The sequence below is a fragment of the Desnuesiella massiliensis genome (genome assembly GCF_001403615.1).
GTDB lineage: Bacteria > Bacillota > Clostridia > Clostridiales > Clostridiaceae > Desnuesiella > Desnuesiella massiliensis.
Genome location: NZ_LN879456.1, coordinates 1,200,105 through 1,217,927, shown reverse-complemented (window position 1 = coordinate 1,217,927; position 17,823 = coordinate 1,200,105). Strand labels below are relative to the sequence as shown.

General features: G+C 35.9%; 15 protein-coding genes and 2 pseudogenes. 12 read left to right on the top strand and 5 right to left on the bottom strand.

The genetic code is table 11. From position 1 onward, the window contains the following. Positions 1-9: 9 nt before the first annotated feature. Genes BN2665_RS16675 through BN2665_RS16660 form a run of 4 tightly spaced genes read left to right on the top strand, consistent with a single transcriptional unit; the run spans position 10 to position 7,476 of the window. Entirely contained in the window at positions 10-2,448 is a 2,439-nt protein-coding gene (locus tag BN2665_RS16675) for a type I restriction-modification system subunit M (protein WP_055668217.1), read from the top strand. Continuing rightward, positions 2,442-3,695 carry a restriction endonuclease subunit S gene (locus BN2665_RS16670; RefSeq protein ID WP_055668216.1) on the top strand — a complete coding sequence of 418 codons (1,254 nt, stop codon included), beginning with the start codon at positions 2,442-2,444 and terminating at the stop codon, positions 3,693-3,695. The genes BN2665_RS16675 and BN2665_RS16670 overlap by 7 nt, the downstream gene beginning before the upstream one ends. After that, positions 3,682-6,777, top strand: a complete 3,096-nt coding sequence (locus BN2665_RS16665; protein ID WP_055668215.1) for a type I restriction endonuclease subunit R — start codon at positions 3,682-3,684, stop codon at positions 6,775-6,777. The genes BN2665_RS16670 and BN2665_RS16665 overlap by 14 nt, the downstream gene beginning before the upstream one ends. Next, positions 6,778-7,476, top strand: a complete 699-nt coding sequence (locus tag BN2665_RS16660) for a M48 family metallopeptidase (protein WP_055668214.1) — start codon at positions 6,778-6,780, stop codon at positions 7,474-7,476. 65 nt (positions 7,477-7,541) lie between these two features. Here the strand turns inward: BN2665_RS16660 and BN2665_RS27965 are convergent. From BN2665_RS27965 to BN2665_RS27895, 4 genes and pseudogenes are all read right to left on the bottom strand, one after another. Then, positions 7,542-7,643: pseudogene (locus BN2665_RS27965) on the bottom strand (DNA polymerase family A protein); the annotation flags it as partial. Between the two features lie 72 nt (positions 7,644-7,715). After that, on the bottom strand, positions 7,716-8,324 hold the full coding sequence (locus BN2665_RS16655) for a DDE-type integrase/transposase/recombinase (protein WP_082435930.1): 609 nt from the start codon (positions 8,322-8,324) through the stop codon (positions 7,716-7,718). Beyond that, complete coding sequence (locus BN2665_RS27900) at positions 8,293-8,442, bottom strand: helix-turn-helix domain-containing protein (protein ID WP_195892708.1); 150 nt, start codon at positions 8,440-8,442, stop codon at positions 8,293-8,295. The genes BN2665_RS16655 and BN2665_RS27900 overlap by 32 nt, the downstream gene beginning before the upstream one ends. A 182-nt stretch (positions 8,443-8,624) precedes the next feature. Continuing rightward, a pseudogene (locus BN2665_RS27895) lies at positions 8,625-8,864 on the bottom strand (transposase); the annotation flags it as partial. 498 nt (positions 8,865-9,362) lie between these two features. Between BN2665_RS27895 and BN2665_RS27375 the strand changes: the two are divergent. The 7 genes from BN2665_RS27375 (at position 9,363) to BN2665_RS16625 (ending at position 15,534) form a co-directional block, all read left to right on the top strand. Beyond that, on the top strand, positions 9,363-9,530 hold the full coding sequence (locus tag BN2665_RS27375; RefSeq protein WP_195892707.1) for a hypothetical protein: 168 nt from the start codon (positions 9,363-9,365) through the stop codon (positions 9,528-9,530). A gap of 156 nt (positions 9,531-9,686) precedes the next feature. Then, positions 9,687-10,811, top strand: coding sequence for a radical SAM protein (locus BN2665_RS16645; protein WP_055668213.1), 1,125 nt, complete (start codon positions 9,687-9,689; stop codon positions 10,809-10,811). 296 nt (positions 10,812-11,107) lie between these two features. Then, positions 11,108-11,914, top strand: a complete 807-nt coding sequence (locus BN2665_RS16640) for a VanW family protein (RefSeq protein ID WP_055668212.1) — start codon at positions 11,108-11,110, stop codon at positions 11,912-11,914. Positions 11,915-11,925: 11 nt separating this feature from the next. Beyond that, positions 11,926-12,780: an AAA family ATPase gene (locus tag BN2665_RS16635; RefSeq protein WP_055668211.1), complete on the top strand. Its 855-nt coding sequence runs from the start codon at positions 11,926-11,928 to the stop codon at positions 12,778-12,780. A 174-nt stretch (positions 12,781-12,954) separates the two neighbouring features. After that, entirely contained in the window at positions 12,955-13,119 is a 165-nt protein-coding gene (locus tag BN2665_RS27075) for a hypothetical protein (protein ID WP_154674967.1), read from the top strand. A gap of 371 nt (positions 13,120-13,490) precedes the next feature. Then, positions 13,491-14,330: a MerR family transcriptional regulator gene (locus BN2665_RS16630; protein WP_055668210.1), complete on the top strand. Its 840-nt coding sequence runs from the start codon at positions 13,491-13,493 to the stop codon at positions 14,328-14,330. A gap of 121 nt (positions 14,331-14,451) precedes the next feature. Then, positions 14,452-15,534, top strand: coding sequence for an NAD(P)H-dependent amine dehydrogenase family protein (locus BN2665_RS16625; RefSeq protein WP_055668209.1), 1,083 nt, complete (start codon positions 14,452-14,454; stop codon positions 15,532-15,534). Positions 15,535-15,653: 119 nt separating this feature from the next. Here BN2665_RS16625 and BN2665_RS16620 read toward each other — a convergent pair whose 3' ends face one another. Then, on the bottom strand, positions 15,654-16,127 hold the full coding sequence (locus BN2665_RS16620) for a pyridoxamine 5'-phosphate oxidase family protein (protein WP_055668208.1): 474 nt from the start codon (positions 16,125-16,127) through the stop codon (positions 15,654-15,656). Between the two features lie 163 nt (positions 16,128-16,290). Between BN2665_RS16620 and pdxR the strand changes: the two genes are divergently transcribed. Next, complete coding sequence (gene pdxR / locus BN2665_RS16615; protein WP_055668207.1) at positions 16,291-17,709, top strand: MocR-like pyridoxine biosynthesis transcription factor PdxR; 1,419 nt, start codon at positions 16,291-16,293, stop codon at positions 17,707-17,709. The last annotated feature ends 114 nt before the right edge of the window (positions 17,710-17,823 follow it).

Below are 17,823 nucleotides of genomic sequence, written 5' to 3'. Positions count from 1 at the left end.
GAAAACATTATGGCAGTTAAAAAAAGCGAATTATACAGTAGCCTTTGGGCAAGTTGCGACAGCCTTCGTGGAGGTATGGACAGCTCCCAGTATAAGGATTATATATTAACACTCTTGTTCGTGAAGTATGTTTCTGACAAGTTTAAAGGTGTTGCATATGGTGATATCGATGTGCCGGAAGGCGGTAGTTTTGACGATATGCTTGCGCTTATTGGAACAAAAAACATTGGCGAGGATATGGATAAAATTATTGCCAAACTTGCAGAGGCAAACAATCTTCGTGGTGTTATTGATAATGCACATTTTAATGATGAAGATAAACTTGGCAAGGGCAAAGAAATGGTTGATAAGCTGAGTGAACTGCTCGGTATTTTTCGTGACCAAATGCCGGACTTCAGTAAAAACCGTGCAGATGGTGATGATATAATCGGCGATGCGTATGAATACCTCATGCGAAATTTTGCCACAGAAAGCGGTAAAAGCAAAGGTCAATTTTATACTCCTGCCGAGGTTTCACGCATACTTGCAAAAGTCGTGGGGATTGAGCAAGCAACTGATAGCGTTACATTATATGACCCGGCTTGCGGCTCCGGTTCCCTCCTGATTCGTGCTGCAGAGGCTGCTCATGTTAATGTCGCTATATGGGGACAGGAAAAGGATGTAACAACTGCCGGTCTTGCTCGAATGAATCTTGTTTTGCACAATCATGCAACCGCAGAAATCAAAGGCGGATATAGTACCTTTTCCGATCCTCAATATAAAAACCCAAAAGATGAGAGCGTTTTGCGTCAATTTGATTTTGCCGTTGTCAATCCTCCGTTTTCCGATAAAAACTGGACACATGGGCTTAAAGAGTACGGACGATTTGATGGTTATGGTGACCGTCCACCACAAAAGAATGGTGACTTTGCATGGCTTATGCACATTATTAAATCACTCAAGCGAAACGGTAAAGCAGCTGTAATTTTGCCACACGGTGTGTTGTTCCGCGGTAATGCAGAGGCTACAATTCGTACAACGTTAATTGATAAGGGATTCATTAAAGGCATTATTGGCTTACCTGCTAACTTATTTTATGGAACAGGCATTCCGGCTTGTATTATCATAATCGACAAAGAAAACGCAGATGAGCGGGACGGTATTTTTATGATAGATGCCAGCCGTGATTTTATTAAAGATGGCAACAAAAACCGTCTGCGTGAGCGTGACATTTATAAGATTGTCACTACCTTCAATGAGGGTATCACAAGCGACCCCAAATATGCTCGTTTTGTACCTAATGAGGAAATCAAAGTCAAAAATGCTTATAACCTCAACATTCCACGCTACATAGATGGTAGAACTGCTGAGGATTTGCAAAATATTGACGGTCACTTAAAAGGCGGCATACCGAGTGTTGATATTGAAAGCCTTTCGACTTACTGGCAGACCTTCCCTAAGTTGAAAAGTGCTTTATTTACTCCACTTCGGGATGGCTTTTATTCCCTTGCTGTAGAGAAAGATACAGTCCGTGACACTGTGTATTCCGATGCCGACTTTTCAGCATACGCCGATAAAGTTGAAACAGCCTTTGAAAACTGGAAAAATGGTGTTGATGGTAAACTTCGCAATATTGATTGCAGAGTAAAACCCAAACTTATGATTGCTGAAATAGCACAGCTAATACTTAGCGAATTTGAGCCTGTTACACTTATTGATAAATATGATTCCTATGAAGTCCTTTTGTCCTATTGGAATGATGTTATGTCCGATGATGTTTATATGATTGTAGAGGATGGTTATAAAACCATTCGTGACATCGAAGTGTTTACCAAAACAACAACCAAAAAGAAAAAGGATGGCACGGAGGAAACCAAAACAACTGAAACAGGCTGGGAAGGTAAGCTTGTGCCTAAAAGCCTTATCATAGAAATGTTCTTTTCCACTGAACAAAAGATAATAAATGGCACCGAAACGGTTATTTCTGCCGCACAGGCAGAGCTCGATGAAATGATAGAAAATGCAGAGGATGATTCAGTTATTAACGAGATATTCTCCGATAAAGGTGCTTTGTCAAAGGATAAACTGAAAAAGGAACTCAAAGCACGAAAAGGCATAGATGACGATGATACAGCAATACTTTTGGATATTTCCGAAAAAGTTGCACTTATTGATGAAAAAAATAAACTGCTCAAGGAGTTAAAGGCTGCACTTGATAAAAAGACTCGTGAGCAGTACCCAAAACTGACAGATGATAAGTGTATGGAATTACTACTTGAACGCAAATGGTATTGTTCATTAGTTAAGGGCATTTTTGCACTTTATACAGCGGTATGTCACCGCATAACCGAACGTATTACTGAACTGGTAGAGCGTTACGAGGACACCCTGCCTCAGCTTGAAGAACAGGTGGAAGATTATGAGGTGAAGGTAAAAGCTCATCTGGGAAGGATGGGGTTTAAATGGTAGAGTGGAAAGAATTTTCATTGGAAGAACTCTGTGCTAATAATGGTTTAGTCAGAGGGCCGTTTGGTGGTGCTTTAAAAAAAGAAATATTTACAGATAGCGGATATAAAGTTTACGAACAAAGAAATGCGATATACGAAACTACAGAGATAGGCAATTATTATATATCCAATGAAAAATACAAAGAACTCCAACGTTTTTCAATTTCGGAAGGAGATTTCGTAGTAAGTTGTTCTGGAACCATAGGGTGCATTTATAGAATACCTCCCAACGCTCCAAAAGGTGTTATTAACCAAGCGTTATTAAAAATTACTGTTGATGAAGAGAAAATTGATGCAGAGTTGTTTCAACAATATTTTCGTTCAGAACCTATTCAAAAGTCTATTACTGATGATACTCAAGGTGGTGCGATGAAAAATCTTGTTGGTATGGAAAAATTTAAAAAAACAACATTTTTTATACCTATTGAAACAACAGAGCAACGCCGTATAGCCGAAGCCTTATCGGACATGGATAGCTACATTGTTTCCCTTGAAAAGCTAATAGCAAAAAAGCGCGCCATAAAGCAAGGTACAATGCAGGAACTGCTCACAGGCAAGCGGAGGTTAGCGGGGTTTAGCGGTGAGTGGGTTGAAAAACAAATACGAGACTTAGCAGTATTAGTTACTAAAGGTACAACTCCTACATCACTCGGATATGGCTTTACCAATTCAGGTGTTGCTTTTGTAAAAATAGAAAGCATCGAAAATAGTAAAGTGGTTAATAAATATTGTACATTTATAAGCGAAGAAACAAACAATGCTCTATCACGTTCGATATTGATAGAAAACGACATATTATTTTCTATTGCAGGTGCATTAGGAAGATGTGCAAAAGTAGAAAAAAATATTTTACCGGCAAATACAAATCAAGCTCTTGCAATAATTCGTTTAGATAAACAAAATGTTTGCGTTGATTATGTTTTTAGATTTTTACAAAGTGAGAAGATTATAAGAAACATAGCTGAAATTAATGTTCAAGGAGCACAAGCGAATCTGTCATTAGAGAATATTAACGAATTAACAATACTATTACCCCAAACTATTGAAGAACAAACTGCAATAGCCCAAATTCTCTCCGATATGGATGCAGAGATTGACACCCTAACCGCCAAACTAAGCAAACTGAAATACATCAAGCAAGGCATGATGAGCGAACTTTTAACAGGCAGAATAAGATTAAAGGGGGACACACCAAGTGGCAAAAGTTAACGAAGCCGAACGTATTACTCAAGAGCGTGTTATTGCTTTATTCCGTAATAAGGCGCTTCTGGACTACAAATTTTATGGTAATTTGCACAGACAAATTACCACAAACGTTCTAACGGACAAGCTGATGGCTTTCCTTTTAAGCCGAGGATATAGCGAAAGTCTGTCTAAAAAAGCCGTGGATATCCTTGTTCGTGCTGCAGGGAACTTGCAACAAGGCTTATACAAAGCCAATCAAGACGTTTATTCACTGCTCAAATATGGTGCAAAGGTGAAAGAAAACCCTGGCGAACCGGAAAAGACAGTATATTTCATTGACTGGGAACATTCTTACAACAATGAATTTGCTATTGCTGAAGAAGTGACCATAAAGGATAAAAGTGAACGCCGCCCTGACCTTGTTGTTTATATTAACGGCATTGCTATTGCTGTGGTTGAACTTAAAAGGTCCTCTGTGTCTGTGTCTGCCGGTATTCGCCAAAACCTTTCTAACCAAAGCGAGCATTTTAACAAACCATTTTTTACTACAATTCAATTTGCAATGGCCGGAAATAGCGGAGAAGGCTTACGTTATGGCACTATTGAAACAAAGGAAAAGTATTATCTTGAATGGAAAAACGACACGGTAAATACTGTTGCACAACCCCTTGATGATTTGTCTCTCGATATTTTAGAAAAATGTGAAAAGCTGGCAGATAGACTGGACGCACAGCTTTTCAGTATGTTTCAAAAGCGTAGGCTATTGGATTTAATTCATAACTTTATAATTTATGATAAGGGCATAAAAAAGATTTGCCGCCACAACCAGTATTTTGGTATAAAAAAGGCTCAAATTAAACTTGATAGAAGACAAGGCGGTATTATTTGGCATACCCAAGGTAGCGGTAAAACGCTGACGATGGTATGGCTCTCCAAGTGGATACTTGCAAATAACTCCAATGCAAGGGTTTTAATAGTTACTGACCGCGACGAATTAGATGAACAGATGGAAAAAGTCTATAAAGGTGTAGATGAACAGGTTTACCGCACAAGTTCATGTGCTGATCTTATTGAAAGACTTGATAAAACGGACAAGCGTTTAATTTGTACACTTATTCAAAAGTTTGGGGTGCGTAGAAATGCCGAAATAACTGATGCACAAGCGAAGAAATCTGTTGAAAAATTCATTAAGGACTTAAAAGGATCTCTGCCAAGTAATTTTAAGGCAAAGGGCGATTTTGTAGTATTCGTAGATGAATGTCACAGAACTCAGAGCGGATTGTTGCACGAAGCAATGAAAGAAATTTTGCCTAGTGCAATATTTATTGGTTTTACAGGTACACCGCTTCTTGTAGAAGACAAGAAAACAAGTATTGAGGTGTTCTCGCCTGGGTACATACATTCCTATAAATATGATGAAGCCGTGGCAGATGGTGTTGTGCTTGATCTAAGATATGAGGCCCGTGATATTGAACAGATAATTACTGCACAAGAAAAAATAGACGAATATTTTGAAGCCAAAACACGAGGGCTTAATGATGCCGCAAAAGCAAAGCTTAAGTCCAAGTGGGGCAACATGCAAAAGGTGTGCAGTTCTCGTAAACGCCTTGAGATTATTGCACAAGATATTATCAGTGATTTTGATTTTAAAAATCGACTTGTAGATGGCAACGGAAATGCCATGCTGGTGGCCGATTCAATATATTCAGCCTGTAAATATTACGAGATTTTTCAGTCTCGTGGTTTTAAGCAGTGTGCTATTGTAACATCTTTTGTGCCACTTGAAAGCAATCTGCGTACCGAAGCGGAAGGTTCAAAAGAGTTTGAGCAATATGAAATCTATATGAAGATGCTTGATGGCAAAAAGGCAGAGGACTTTGAAGTTGAGGTGAAACGAAAGTTTATTGAAGAACCTGCTCAAATGAAACTGCTAATTGTCGTAGATAAATTACTAACGGGATTTGATGCTCCACCGTGTACTTATCTTTACATCGACAAATCAATGCATGACCATGGGCTTTTCCAAGCTATATGTCGTGTCAACAGACTTGACGGTGAAGCCAAGGATTTCGGTTATATTGTTGACTACAAGCAGCTTTTTGGTGATTTGGCATCAGCACTTGGAAAATATACAGCTGGTGCATTTGAAGGTTATGCTACTGAGGATATTGAAGGCTTATTAAAAGACCGTCTTGGTGAGGCGAAGAAATATCTTGAAGAAACACTTGAAGAACTTGATGACCTGTGTGGTGGCGTTCCTGCACCTCGTGAAGAAATAGATTATATCCACTATTTCTGCGGTGAAACTGGAGTGGGTGGTATTGATGATGAATCTTGCTCTCGTAGCCGTGAAAAACTGTATAAGCTTGTTAACCGCGTTGTCCGAGCTTATGCCGAGGTCAAGGGAGATTTAGGTAAAATCGGTTATACTTCTGCTCAGCAAATAGATCTTGATAAGAAAGTAGTATTTTATGCTGCAATCAAGGAAACAATATGTAATGTCAGCGGTGACTTTATTGACCTTAAATCTTATGAAGCTGATATGCGACGTTTAATAGACACATATATAAGAGCAGAAGAAAGCCGTAAAATAGGCGAATTTGATGACTTTACTTTACTCGACTTTGTTGTAGCGCAGGGTGAAAAACTTGGTGGTAAAGGGAAAGAATCCGCTGCTGAAGCAATTGAAAACAATATCCGTAAAAAGATAGTTGAGAAAATCCTCATCAATCCAAAGTATTATGAAAAGATGTCTGCCATTCTCGATGAGTTAATTAGGGCAAGACGTGAAGGTGTTATCGCTTACGAAAAGATGCTTGAGCAATATGTTGAGTTGGTAAAAAAATCAGAAGAACCAGAAAACAATACTCATTATCCTGAAAGTGTTCGTCACAGTTGCGCTATGAGGGCATTTTATGATAATTGTGGTGAAGATGAAGCACTGGCAATCGCTCTTGATAAAGCCGTTCTTGAAAGCAAGGAGGAAGACTTCCGTCATAACGAATTTAAAGAGCGAAGAATTAAAAAAGCATTATACAAGATTCTTAATGATAAAGATGAGGTTGAGAGAATTTACAATATTGTTGTTGAGCAAGGAGAATATTAAATGACGCTAAACATTTCAGGCATACCAATTGAGGTGTGTAAAAAGAATATAAAAAATATGCACCTTTATGTTAAGCCGCCAAACGGGAATGTAATGGTGTCCGCCCCTCTTTCAATGAGCGATGAAGCAATAGAGCGTTTTGTGCGTACGAAAGTAAGTTGGATTAAGCGACAGGTTGAAAAATTTGATAATCAACCACGCCAATCCCAGCGTGAATATATTTCCGGTGAAACGCTATATGTTTGGGGCAAACAATACTATTTGAGAACCGAATACGGTAATAGAAACTCTCTTGTATTATCCGGTGATAAAGCGATTTTAACAGTTCGTAAAGAAAGCACTGCGCTTCAGCGTGAAAAATTCATCCGTGAATGGTACAGAGATTTGTTGAAAGCTGAGATTAACGTGCTATTACCCAAATGCGAAAAGATTACCGGCTTAAAAGCAACAAGCTGGCAAACAAAGTATATGACATCCCGTTGGGGGACCTGCAACACGCAATCAGGCAAAATATGGCTTAATTTACAGCTTGCAAAGAAGACGCCTGAATGCCTAGAATACGTTATTATTCATGAACTTGCTCATCTTATAGAAAAGAACCACAATGAGCGTTTTGTATCGCTAATGGATAAGTTTATGCCTATGTGGAGAGAGATCAAGATGACATTGAACGGGCAAACACTCGACTATATGGAATAACTACTTTACTGCCTTTCAGCGAAACAGCAGTGTCAATCAATCAGATACGACACTGCTGTTTTACATCAATCTTTTTTATAAAACATTGTCTCATAGCCATCGGTTCTTAACTGCAGACCTTTCATCCACGGAGGAGTTCTTCCCATCTGTTCACAGATTACATCTAAGGGCACATCCATACTGCGGATTAACCCCTTCGTTTTGGACAAAACCTAATAAATTCTTTTATTTTCTTAGAGTTAGACCATTATTTTAATATTTGTTAGATCTTCTCCAAAATAAAGGTTGTAAAATTCATTCGGTGACATAAACCTTAGACTTGAATGAATCCTCCTATTGTTATAAAACTCCATGAATTCGTTTACTGTTTCATATGCTTCTGCATAGCTCTGAAACTCATACTTTTTCAAGCAGTCATCCTCAAGTATTCTATGAAATGACTCTATATGTGCATTTTTGTTTGATGTTCTAACAGGTATTTTTTCATGTTCTATTCCTATTTCTTCGCAGCACTGGCTGAATTTATGGCTTACAAATTGCGGTCCATTATCCGTTCTTATCACAGGCTTTTTGGCTCCTTCTGCAAATAAGTTTCTACGAATTAAGCATTTTCTCAGTAATGCTGCCGCATCCTTAGCTTCGCAGTGTAAACCCATGTGATAATCAATGATACTTCTATCAAAAATATCAACTAGATTTAGCAGATAGAAAAATTTATCCTCACCATGAACATAACCATATTTTATATCCATTTCCCAAAGCTGATTAGAGCCCGTTATAGTCCTGTTTACTGCGATAGTCTTCTTTACCTTAGGCTTAATAACTCTTTGGCCTTTTAAGTATGCCAAGCACTTTACACAGTCTATAAACCTTCTTATGGTTGATTATGAGGCTATATTGCTTCCTTAGATGGTATGTTATTTTTCTATATCCATAATCACTGGCATCTCCATCAATTAACTTCATAATAAACTCTTTAACCTGCTCATCACATACCTTATTTTCTTTGTTTAGGCGGTATCCACGAGGCTTTGTCTTTTCTTTTCCTGCTACACTCATGTTATAGTAATATGTTGACCTTCCAAGTTTCACCGTCTTTAGTACAAAAACTGCGTTATATCCTTGATCTATTTATTTTTTAGCTATCTCTACTTTACCTTTAATTGAGGGTTTGATTTTTTTATTAGGTCTCTAAGTATTGCTATCTCTAAGTCTTTCTCTCCTAGAAGTTTCTTTAACTGATCATTCTCATTAGTTACTTCTGTCAATTCATCTTTAAGTTCTCTATCTCCCTTAACTAAAGCTTTTCTTCCTGGCTTAACTTTAATCTCTTCCTTATTTACGGAGTTTTTAATCCACGTAAATATGGTTGACTTTGATATTCCATGTCTTCTTGAGACTAGCTATACATTTCCCACTTCTTTAACTTCTCTTAATATTTCTTCCTTCAATTCTTTTGTATAACTTCTTCCCTTCATAGCTTACCTCCAATCACTTTCTACATTATAATAAATGTATAGGCAATTGCCCAAATCAATTTAGGGGCTTATGAGAAAGCATAGTATCTTAGCCGAGGTAATAGACGATATAAATTGTTATAAGGATAAAATTATTAGTTTATTGCGCGATAAGCAAGATTTTGAAGAGATAGCATTATTTTTTAGAGCTAGGTTATAAATTTTAATTAGGTATTGTTTAGATTTCTTTATTAAAAATAAGATTCCATGATAAAGTATATTTCAGCCAAGGGATAACGAGATCTTAATGACATCATTATTGTACTCTCAAGGTATGTGTAGACATTAGTAAGCCTTAAAAGTAAACTGTAACAAAACAATAAACCTCTGCTTTTTATAAAAAAGAATTGATTTAAGAGCTCACAGGATATGCCAGTGGGCTTTTTTCATACCCAAAATGCAAGAGATAAATGCTTAGAAATGAAGGAGAAAAAGCTTGAAACAATGGTTGAAATCATGTATTATCAAATAGTCAGAGGGAGAAAAATAGGCGGAAACCGAAAGAAAAAAGAGAAGAGATATAGAAGAAAATCTTGAAAAAATAGCTTGAAAAAAGCAAGAGATTTTTTTAATTGAACAAAACACATATAGCTAAAAGTTAGTAATATCAATGATTTGAAGCCCTTGGGTGCACATACACACATTCGAGGGTTTTCGTTTGCGGGAACATATTTAATTAGAGGAGGATACATTATGAAAATTTTAAAGAAGGATGCGTTAATGTGGTTTGAATTTTTTTCAATATTGCCAGAAGATGAGGAAGTTATGACAAAACAACAAGAAATCATTTACGCTACCTTTGCGCAAATTGAGGCGGCAATCGATCATAGAAATGATAAGTTAATGTCAGAAATTAAAAACTTTAAAACTTTGAGTAATAGAACTTTTTTTGTGGGAAATGAAGAGAAATTTTCTAAAGGATGTAGGTCTTGTCTCATGGGAACTGGGTTGAGTGCAATTAGAAAAACCAATAAATGTAACTTAGAGTGTAAATTCTGTTATAATTATGGAGAGCTAGATGATATTCCACCCGTTGGTGAAGGTATGTGGGAAATCGGAGGTACAAAATTTTATGACAAGGATATTGATTTACTTCTTTCCATCCACCAGAAACCTACGGGCATTTCATACGTTTATTTAGAGCCATTTATAGAAATTGAAAAATACTATTCGATTATAAAGAAATTTAGTGATGCCCAGATTTATCAACATCTATATACAAATGGCACTTTAGCTACGGAAGAGGCATTGAAAGCATTAGCTGAAGCTGGTCTTGACGAGATACGCTTCAACCTGGGTGCCTCTAATTGTTCGGACAAAGTTATTGAAAATATTAGAATAGCGAAAAAATATATTAAAAATGTAGGTATTGAAACTCCAATGACTCCTGAGTTTTTCGAAGCATTTTTTAAGAAAAAGCAAGCAATCTTAGAGACAAAACTCGATTTTATAAATTGTGCAGAACTACATTTAAATGAGAATAACATATACAATTATTTTGGAGAAAACATGTATATTTCTAGACATGGCTATATTTCTCCAATTTGGAGCAGGGAATTAACTCTGAAATTCATGAAAATAGCCGATGAAGAAAACTGGGATTTAGCAGTTCACGATTGCTCAAATCATACAAAATTTGCTAGAGATTTGAATTTGAGTAGCAAAGAGGGTAAGTGGTTCGGAGCCAGTAATTATGCCTGTGAGTTTTTAAAGGTTCCATACGAAGTATTTTTACCAATACTACGTGACGACAATTTCAAATTTTTAAGTGAAGAAGAACTGCCTTACGGCTATAAACCAGGAGAACTAATTTTTTAGAGAGTCTTGTGATTTTACTTTTCCTTTATAATTCTTTTTACGTAAAGAATGGCAGTTGAAGTGAAGAAGAACAAATAAAATAGAGTGAATAACTTAAATTCTTAAATTAAAGAAGTTAAGTTAATAATATAAATGATTTAAAGCCTTTGAGATGTTAGGTATGCTCAAAGGCTTTACTTATAGGAAAATACGGTAGCTATATTTTTAAAAACAATAGCATATAAAGGAATATCATAGTGGCTGTACATAATATTATTGCGTATTATTATATGTAAAGGGAGTAGGGAGGGTTAAATATGCTATTAAGTGAAAGATCTAAAATGGTTTATATATTTAGGGTAGAACAGAAAAGAGCCTTTAAAAAGATAACCACAGCTTTTGATGGAAATAAATATGCTACAACTAAGTTAGAAAACCAATTGCCTGTAAGAGTAAAGAAACATCAATCTGTACTAATAAGAAAACTTGGCAATTCAAATATAGAGCTTCAATATAATAAGGTGGTTAATTTAAAATTAGCTGCTGAGAAAATCAATGGAGTAATTATAACACCGGGAGAAACCTTTTCCTTTTGGAGACTAGTGGGGAAAACTTCAAAAAAGAAGGGTTACAAGGAAGGAATGTGCCTGTCCATGGGAGAAGTAAAGACAGGCGTAGGGGGAGGCCTTTGTCAATTATCTAACTTAATATATTGGATGGTACTTCACAGTCCTCTTACGGTTACAGAAAGATATAGGCATAGTTTCGACCCGTTCCCTGATAATGGAAGGGTTTTACCCTTTGCAAGTGGGGCTACAGTATTTTATAATTATGTAGACTTAAAATTTATAAATAGTACCCCTTATACTTTTCAAATAAATATAAGCTTTGATAATAAGTATATAAAAGGAGAAATAAGGGCAGACAAAGAACTTGAAGAATCTTATCATGTGTTTGAGAGAAATCATAGATTTATAGAAGGTGATGGTAAATACTATAGGGAAAATGAAATTTGGAGAACTGTTTTAGATAAAAATACAGGGAATAAGATAAGAGAAGAAATGCTTATAAAAAATCATTGCGAAGTTAAGTACAAATTAGATATGGATAATGATAAAATATAAGGAAGATGATAATGGTTTATTTAAATGTTTTTAAGTTTCCAAATGATGACATGGAATTTGACTTTTTGCTAGAGGAAAAAAGAATGTGCTATGACTCCTTTTATCCTTTTAAGATATTATCAAGACATGGTTTTGAAAGAATTGATTTTAAACCAATTACGATTCTATATGGTGGAAATGGTTCAGGAAAATCAACAGCATTAAATGTGATGGCAGAAAAAATAGGAATCCATAGAGATTCTATCTACAATAAATCTAATTTCTATTCTGCCTATGTGAATATGTGTGAGCTGGAGCTTGAAGTTGATATCCCTAAAAATAGCAGAATTATAACCAGTGATGATGTATTTGATTATATGTTGAATATCCGTAATCTCAACGAAGGAATTGACCAAAAGCGGGAAGAACTTTTTGAGGAATATTTAGATGCTAAATATTCTCATTTCCGAATGAAGTCTATAGCAGATTATGAGCAGTTAAAAAAAGTAAATGCTGCTAGAAGCAAAACACAGTCCCGGTTTGTGAGAAGTGAGTTGATGGCTAATGTGAGGGAGTATTCAAATGGAGAAAGCGCATTCAAATATTTTATTGAAAAAATTGGTGAAAATGGACTGTATATGTTAGATGAGCCTGAGAACAGTCTTTCACCAAAACGTCAGATGGAATTAGTGAAGTTTATTGAGGAGTCAGCACGGTATTTAGGCTGCCAATTTATTATATCAACACATTCACCATTTCTCCTTGCGATGAATGGAGCAAAAATATATGATCTTGATGAAGATCCAGTTGATGTGAAAAGATGGACAGAATTAGAAAATGTGCGTACTTATTATGAGTTTTTTAAAAGGCATGAAGAGGAGTTTTAAGCTAAGGTTAGATTTCACTGAAATTTTTTATACTTGACTATGATGTAAGGTCATAGCGTATTTTATATTCATAAATGAATGATACTGAAAAAAATAATTTATTTTATGTTTCTTCACTCATAGAATTTATAGGAAGAAAGTCGAAAAATAGAAGATCAACTATTGTAAAAATACTTGGAAAGAAGGAATGAATTAGGGGCTGCAGGCTTTAGTGCTAAAAAAAGTTTAGGGCCTATAGGCCCTAGTGATAAGTCAACTTTAAGGCCCATAGGCCCTAGTAGTGAACAAAAACTATGGCCTGGGGAAGAAGAAAAAGAAGAAGAAGAAAAAGAAGAATAAAAAGAAGTAGAAGAATATATAGATGCTGCCCAAGATAATTTAAAAGTAAAGATTATAGAAGGAGGACTGTTGTACTAAGAGATTAGTGCAGAGACCTCTTTTTTATGCAGTATTTTAAAAAATAAAAATTATTTTATAAGAACATATAAATTTCTCCTCCATTTGCATATTTACTGATCATAACAGAAACTATGGAAATGGGGGAAGAAAGGTATGAACAAGATTCTGCTTGTAAAGATGGTATGTTGTTGGAATATATTGAATAAATTTGCATTGTAATAATATGTATATGAGTTATACTATATTTAGTTTACTAACATTATACATACTATAATGTTATAAGTAACTTTTTATTTTAAATGGAGGTTTTTATGGAATATTTTACTGTAGGGGAAATGGCAAAACTCAACTGCGTTACAGAACAAACTCTCAGGCTTTATGATAAGATGGACTTGCTCTCACCTTGCTATCGTGATGGTAATAACAAATATAGATATTATGATATAAAACAATGTGCAATACTTGATATTATTCAGTATATGAAATCCTTGGGTATGCAGCTTAAAGAAATTAAATATCAACTGGATAACAAGAATATTGATATTATTGAAAATTTCCTATGTCAAAGGCATAGTCAGATACAGGATGAAATTCAAACCCTAAAATCCCAGATGAGGGGTATTGAACGTACAGTTGAAAGTCTGAAACGGTATCGTACCTCGCCGCCAGTTGGAATTATCATATTGGAATATATTGAAAAACGACAAATGTACTATGTGGATTCTGGGATAAATATCTATGATTATGATATAGAGACCTATGAGAAAATATTACGTGACTTACGTTATAGCCTTATGGCTGATGAACTTCCACAAATTTATTTCTGCAATGCTGGAATGATTTTGCGTAAAAAGGATCTGTTAGAAGGTAAATTTTATTCTACTGAAGCTTTTGTCTTTATTGATGAGGAGTATATGCTTGAAAAGCACAGTATAACCATTCCGGGTAACTACTATTTGAGTATTTTCTGCAATGATTTTTATAAGGAAAAAGAATATGTCTGTAGATTAATGGATGAAATAAAACAGAAAGGTTATGAGATATGTGGGGATTATCTTTGTGAAAGTATAGCAGATATTCCTGCAATAAGTACTAATGAACGTGGAATGCATCTCAGACTTCAGATTCCTATCAGATTTTCTCAAGTATAACATATTTATTTTCTGTTATAATATTTTGCTTGACCTTATTGTTATAATAACCTTTATGATTAAAACTATAGAAAGAATATTTTTTGTTTATACTATACTTTATCATACTAGGAGGTTTATTATGGAACGTAAAGTAAAAATCGCACAGTACGGCTGTGGAAAGATGAGTGCATGGCTTATGCGTTATGCTATGGAAAAGGGTGGGGAAATTGTTGCTGCCTTTGACGTAAATCCTGCAATAATAGGAAAGGATATTTCCGAAATTATTGGAGGCAATCCTATAGGTGTTACTATTTCTAATATCAAAGATGCTGATGCTGTTCTTAAAAACACTAAGCCAGATGTTTGTATTATTGCAACTCGCTCTACGATGAAAGAACTGGAACCAGCTTTTACAGTATGTGCACAAAATGGTGTTAATGCAATTTCTACCTGTGAAGAAGCTCTGTTTCCTTGGAATTCATCTCCAGATATCACTAAAAGACTAGATGAGCTTGCAAAGGCTAATAACTGCACATTATGTGGCAGCGGCTATCCTGACTTGTTTTGGGGTACCCTTGTTACAAATTTAGCTGGATCTTCAGCTAAAATCACAAAAATTGAAGGTGCTTCTAGTTATAATGTTGAGGACTATGGCATTGCTCTAGCAATTGCTCATGGTGCAGGATACGGTATTGAAAAATTTGGAAAGGAAATAGGCAACTATAACAGCTTGTCTTCTGATGAAATTAAAAAATTAGTTGAAAGTGGGGAATATCTTCCTTCCTTCATGTGGAACCAAAACGGCTGGTTATGTGAAAAATTAGGATTGACAATTGTTTCCCAAACACAAAAATGCATTCCTTGTACTTGTAAAGAAGATTTACATTCAAATACATTAGGTATGACTATTAAGGCTGGTGATGCCACTGGAATGCGTGCTGTGGTTACTACTGAAACAGAAGAAGGCATAACTATTGAAACAGCATGTATTGGAAAAGTATATGCTCCAGGAGAATTCGATTCAAATGTTTGGACTTTGAAAGGTGAACCTGATACTACAGTTACTGTTAATAATCCAGCTACAGTGGAGCTTACTTGCGCAACATTAATAGGACGCATACCTCAGTTGATTGATGCTCGTCCTGGTTATGTAACTACAAATAATATGCAAGATAATCAGTATATGGTTAAACCTATGAATTTTTACGTAAAATCATTATAAAAGAAATATACTTAATGTCTTTTAGATTCAGATGTCTATGAAAAATCCAGTTTAGGGGACTATGTTTAGAAGGTAGACATTCATAATCTTCTGTTAGATATGAATGTCTACCTTCTGCCCTATTTATGATATTTTCCTGTACACTCTATGATATCAATCTCAATCACAGCAGTACCCTTAATCATGTTATCAGGAAGCTCTTTCCCAGCAAATTGTGGCGTGTACTTCTCAACCAGCTTATTCAACACTTCACGTTTATAATCCAAGTCCTCAAGCAGCGAAGCGTTTCCAATAATCACAACACTATTGTACTCTGCCTCAGTGTCACAGGCATTCTCTATGTTGTCAGTCAAGAGACCAAACAATTCATCAACCTCAAAGCATGCTTTAGAATTTCGATTTATATTATCGATCTTTTGTCCCTTTGGAAGACCATGCATATAAATTTTGTTATTGTAGAAAACAAAATGCATGGCAATGACATATGGATAACCGTTCTCATTGATAGTAGCGAATCGTCCAGTATTTGCACGATGAAGTAACTCGTCAATCTGCTCCAATGTTAATTGAAACTTCTTCATTCTGTATTGCATAATTTCATCCTCCTCCTAATTATGTAAATTTGACTTTTATTCAATATATATATGTACTTGATATACAATCAAACACATTATATCACATAAGTGTACCTGTAAAAAGATACACTTATGTGATATAATATAGGGTACACTTTGGCATAAGGATGGTTATAATTCTATGATTTATATTCAAGAAAATTCAAATGATCCAATGTATCTTCAGATCTACCATCAGATCAAAGAAGATATTGAACAAGGTAATATTGTACATGGAGAACGGCTTCCAGGTATTCGTACACTAGCCCAAACATTGGGTATTGGGCGTAATACTGTCAGTCGGGCTTATGCCCAGCTGGCTGTGGAGGGATATGCTCAAGCAAGTCATGGTTCAGGATTTTTCGTTCTAGATACCTCAAATAAAGTTATGGAGAGGAATTATGTGCCACAGGATACAAAGGCTTTATCTGTTGAAAGATCAAAACCGAAGCAACCTGTAAGTCTATATGATTTTCAGTACGGCGGGCTTCCTTATGAGCAATTTCCTTTCAAGTTATGGCGGAAATATACCTCTCAAATTCTCTTATCGCCACAAAAAGATGTAGTTAATCAATATCCGGATAAGCAGGGTGATCTGTTGTTAAGACAAGAGATTAAAAAATACCTGCACAGGTTAAGAGGGATGGTTTGTTGTGAGGAGCAGATTATCATCGGCTCTGGGCTACACTATTCGTTAGATATTTTGTGCAAGATTTTGTGTAAAGAAAACAATACCATTGCCATGGAAGAACCTGGTTATAACGGAGCAAGGGATGTATTTATCAACAACAATTATAATTTGTATCCAATCCCAGCTAGTAAAGATGGACTTATCCTCTCGTCAATTCATAGTTCTGGTGCATGTGCTGCTTATGTAACACCTTCACATCAATTTCCTTATGGAACTGTGATGCCAATATCTCAGCGTAAGGAACTGCTTAATTGGGCAATTGCCAACGATGCATATATCATTGAGGATGATTATGACAGTGAACTCAGATATGATGCGGATCCAGTGCCAGCGCTTCATTCCCTAGACACCGACGACCGTACTATCTATATCGGAACTTTTTCAAAGTCCCTTTCTCCTTCCCTGCGTGTTAACTATATGGTGCTACCAGTAAGGTTACTCAAGAGGTATTATAGTGTATTCCGTTCTTACAATTCTCCTGTATCATGGTTGACGCAACGTGTTTTAGCGGAATATATGAGGGATGGAAACTATGAGCGCCATGCTCGAAAAATGTGCATCACCTACAAAAGGCGTCATGATGTGTTAGTACAGGAAGCAACGAAAATGTTTGGCAGCAAAGCAATCCTATATGGTCGTGGAGCAGGGTTGCATTTCATTATGGAGTTTCCAGGTGGCGAAGAACAGGATTGGCTTATTAAACAGGCAGAAAAAGTCGGCGTCAAAGTATATCCCATGATTCCATTCTGGAATGAGAGGAACGCTTGTCCCCGAAACCTTATATTTGTAGGATACAGCTTACTGGGTGAACAACAGATACGAAAAGGCATTGCATTGCTACAATCCGCATGGTTCAGTGCATTACCATAATGAAAATTAAATAGTGAAATTTCGGAAGACATAATGAACTGCTGATTAGTGATGATGTCCTAAAGTTTCCAATTGCTTAGAGCATATAACGCCGGATTTTCTTAATGCGAGGCT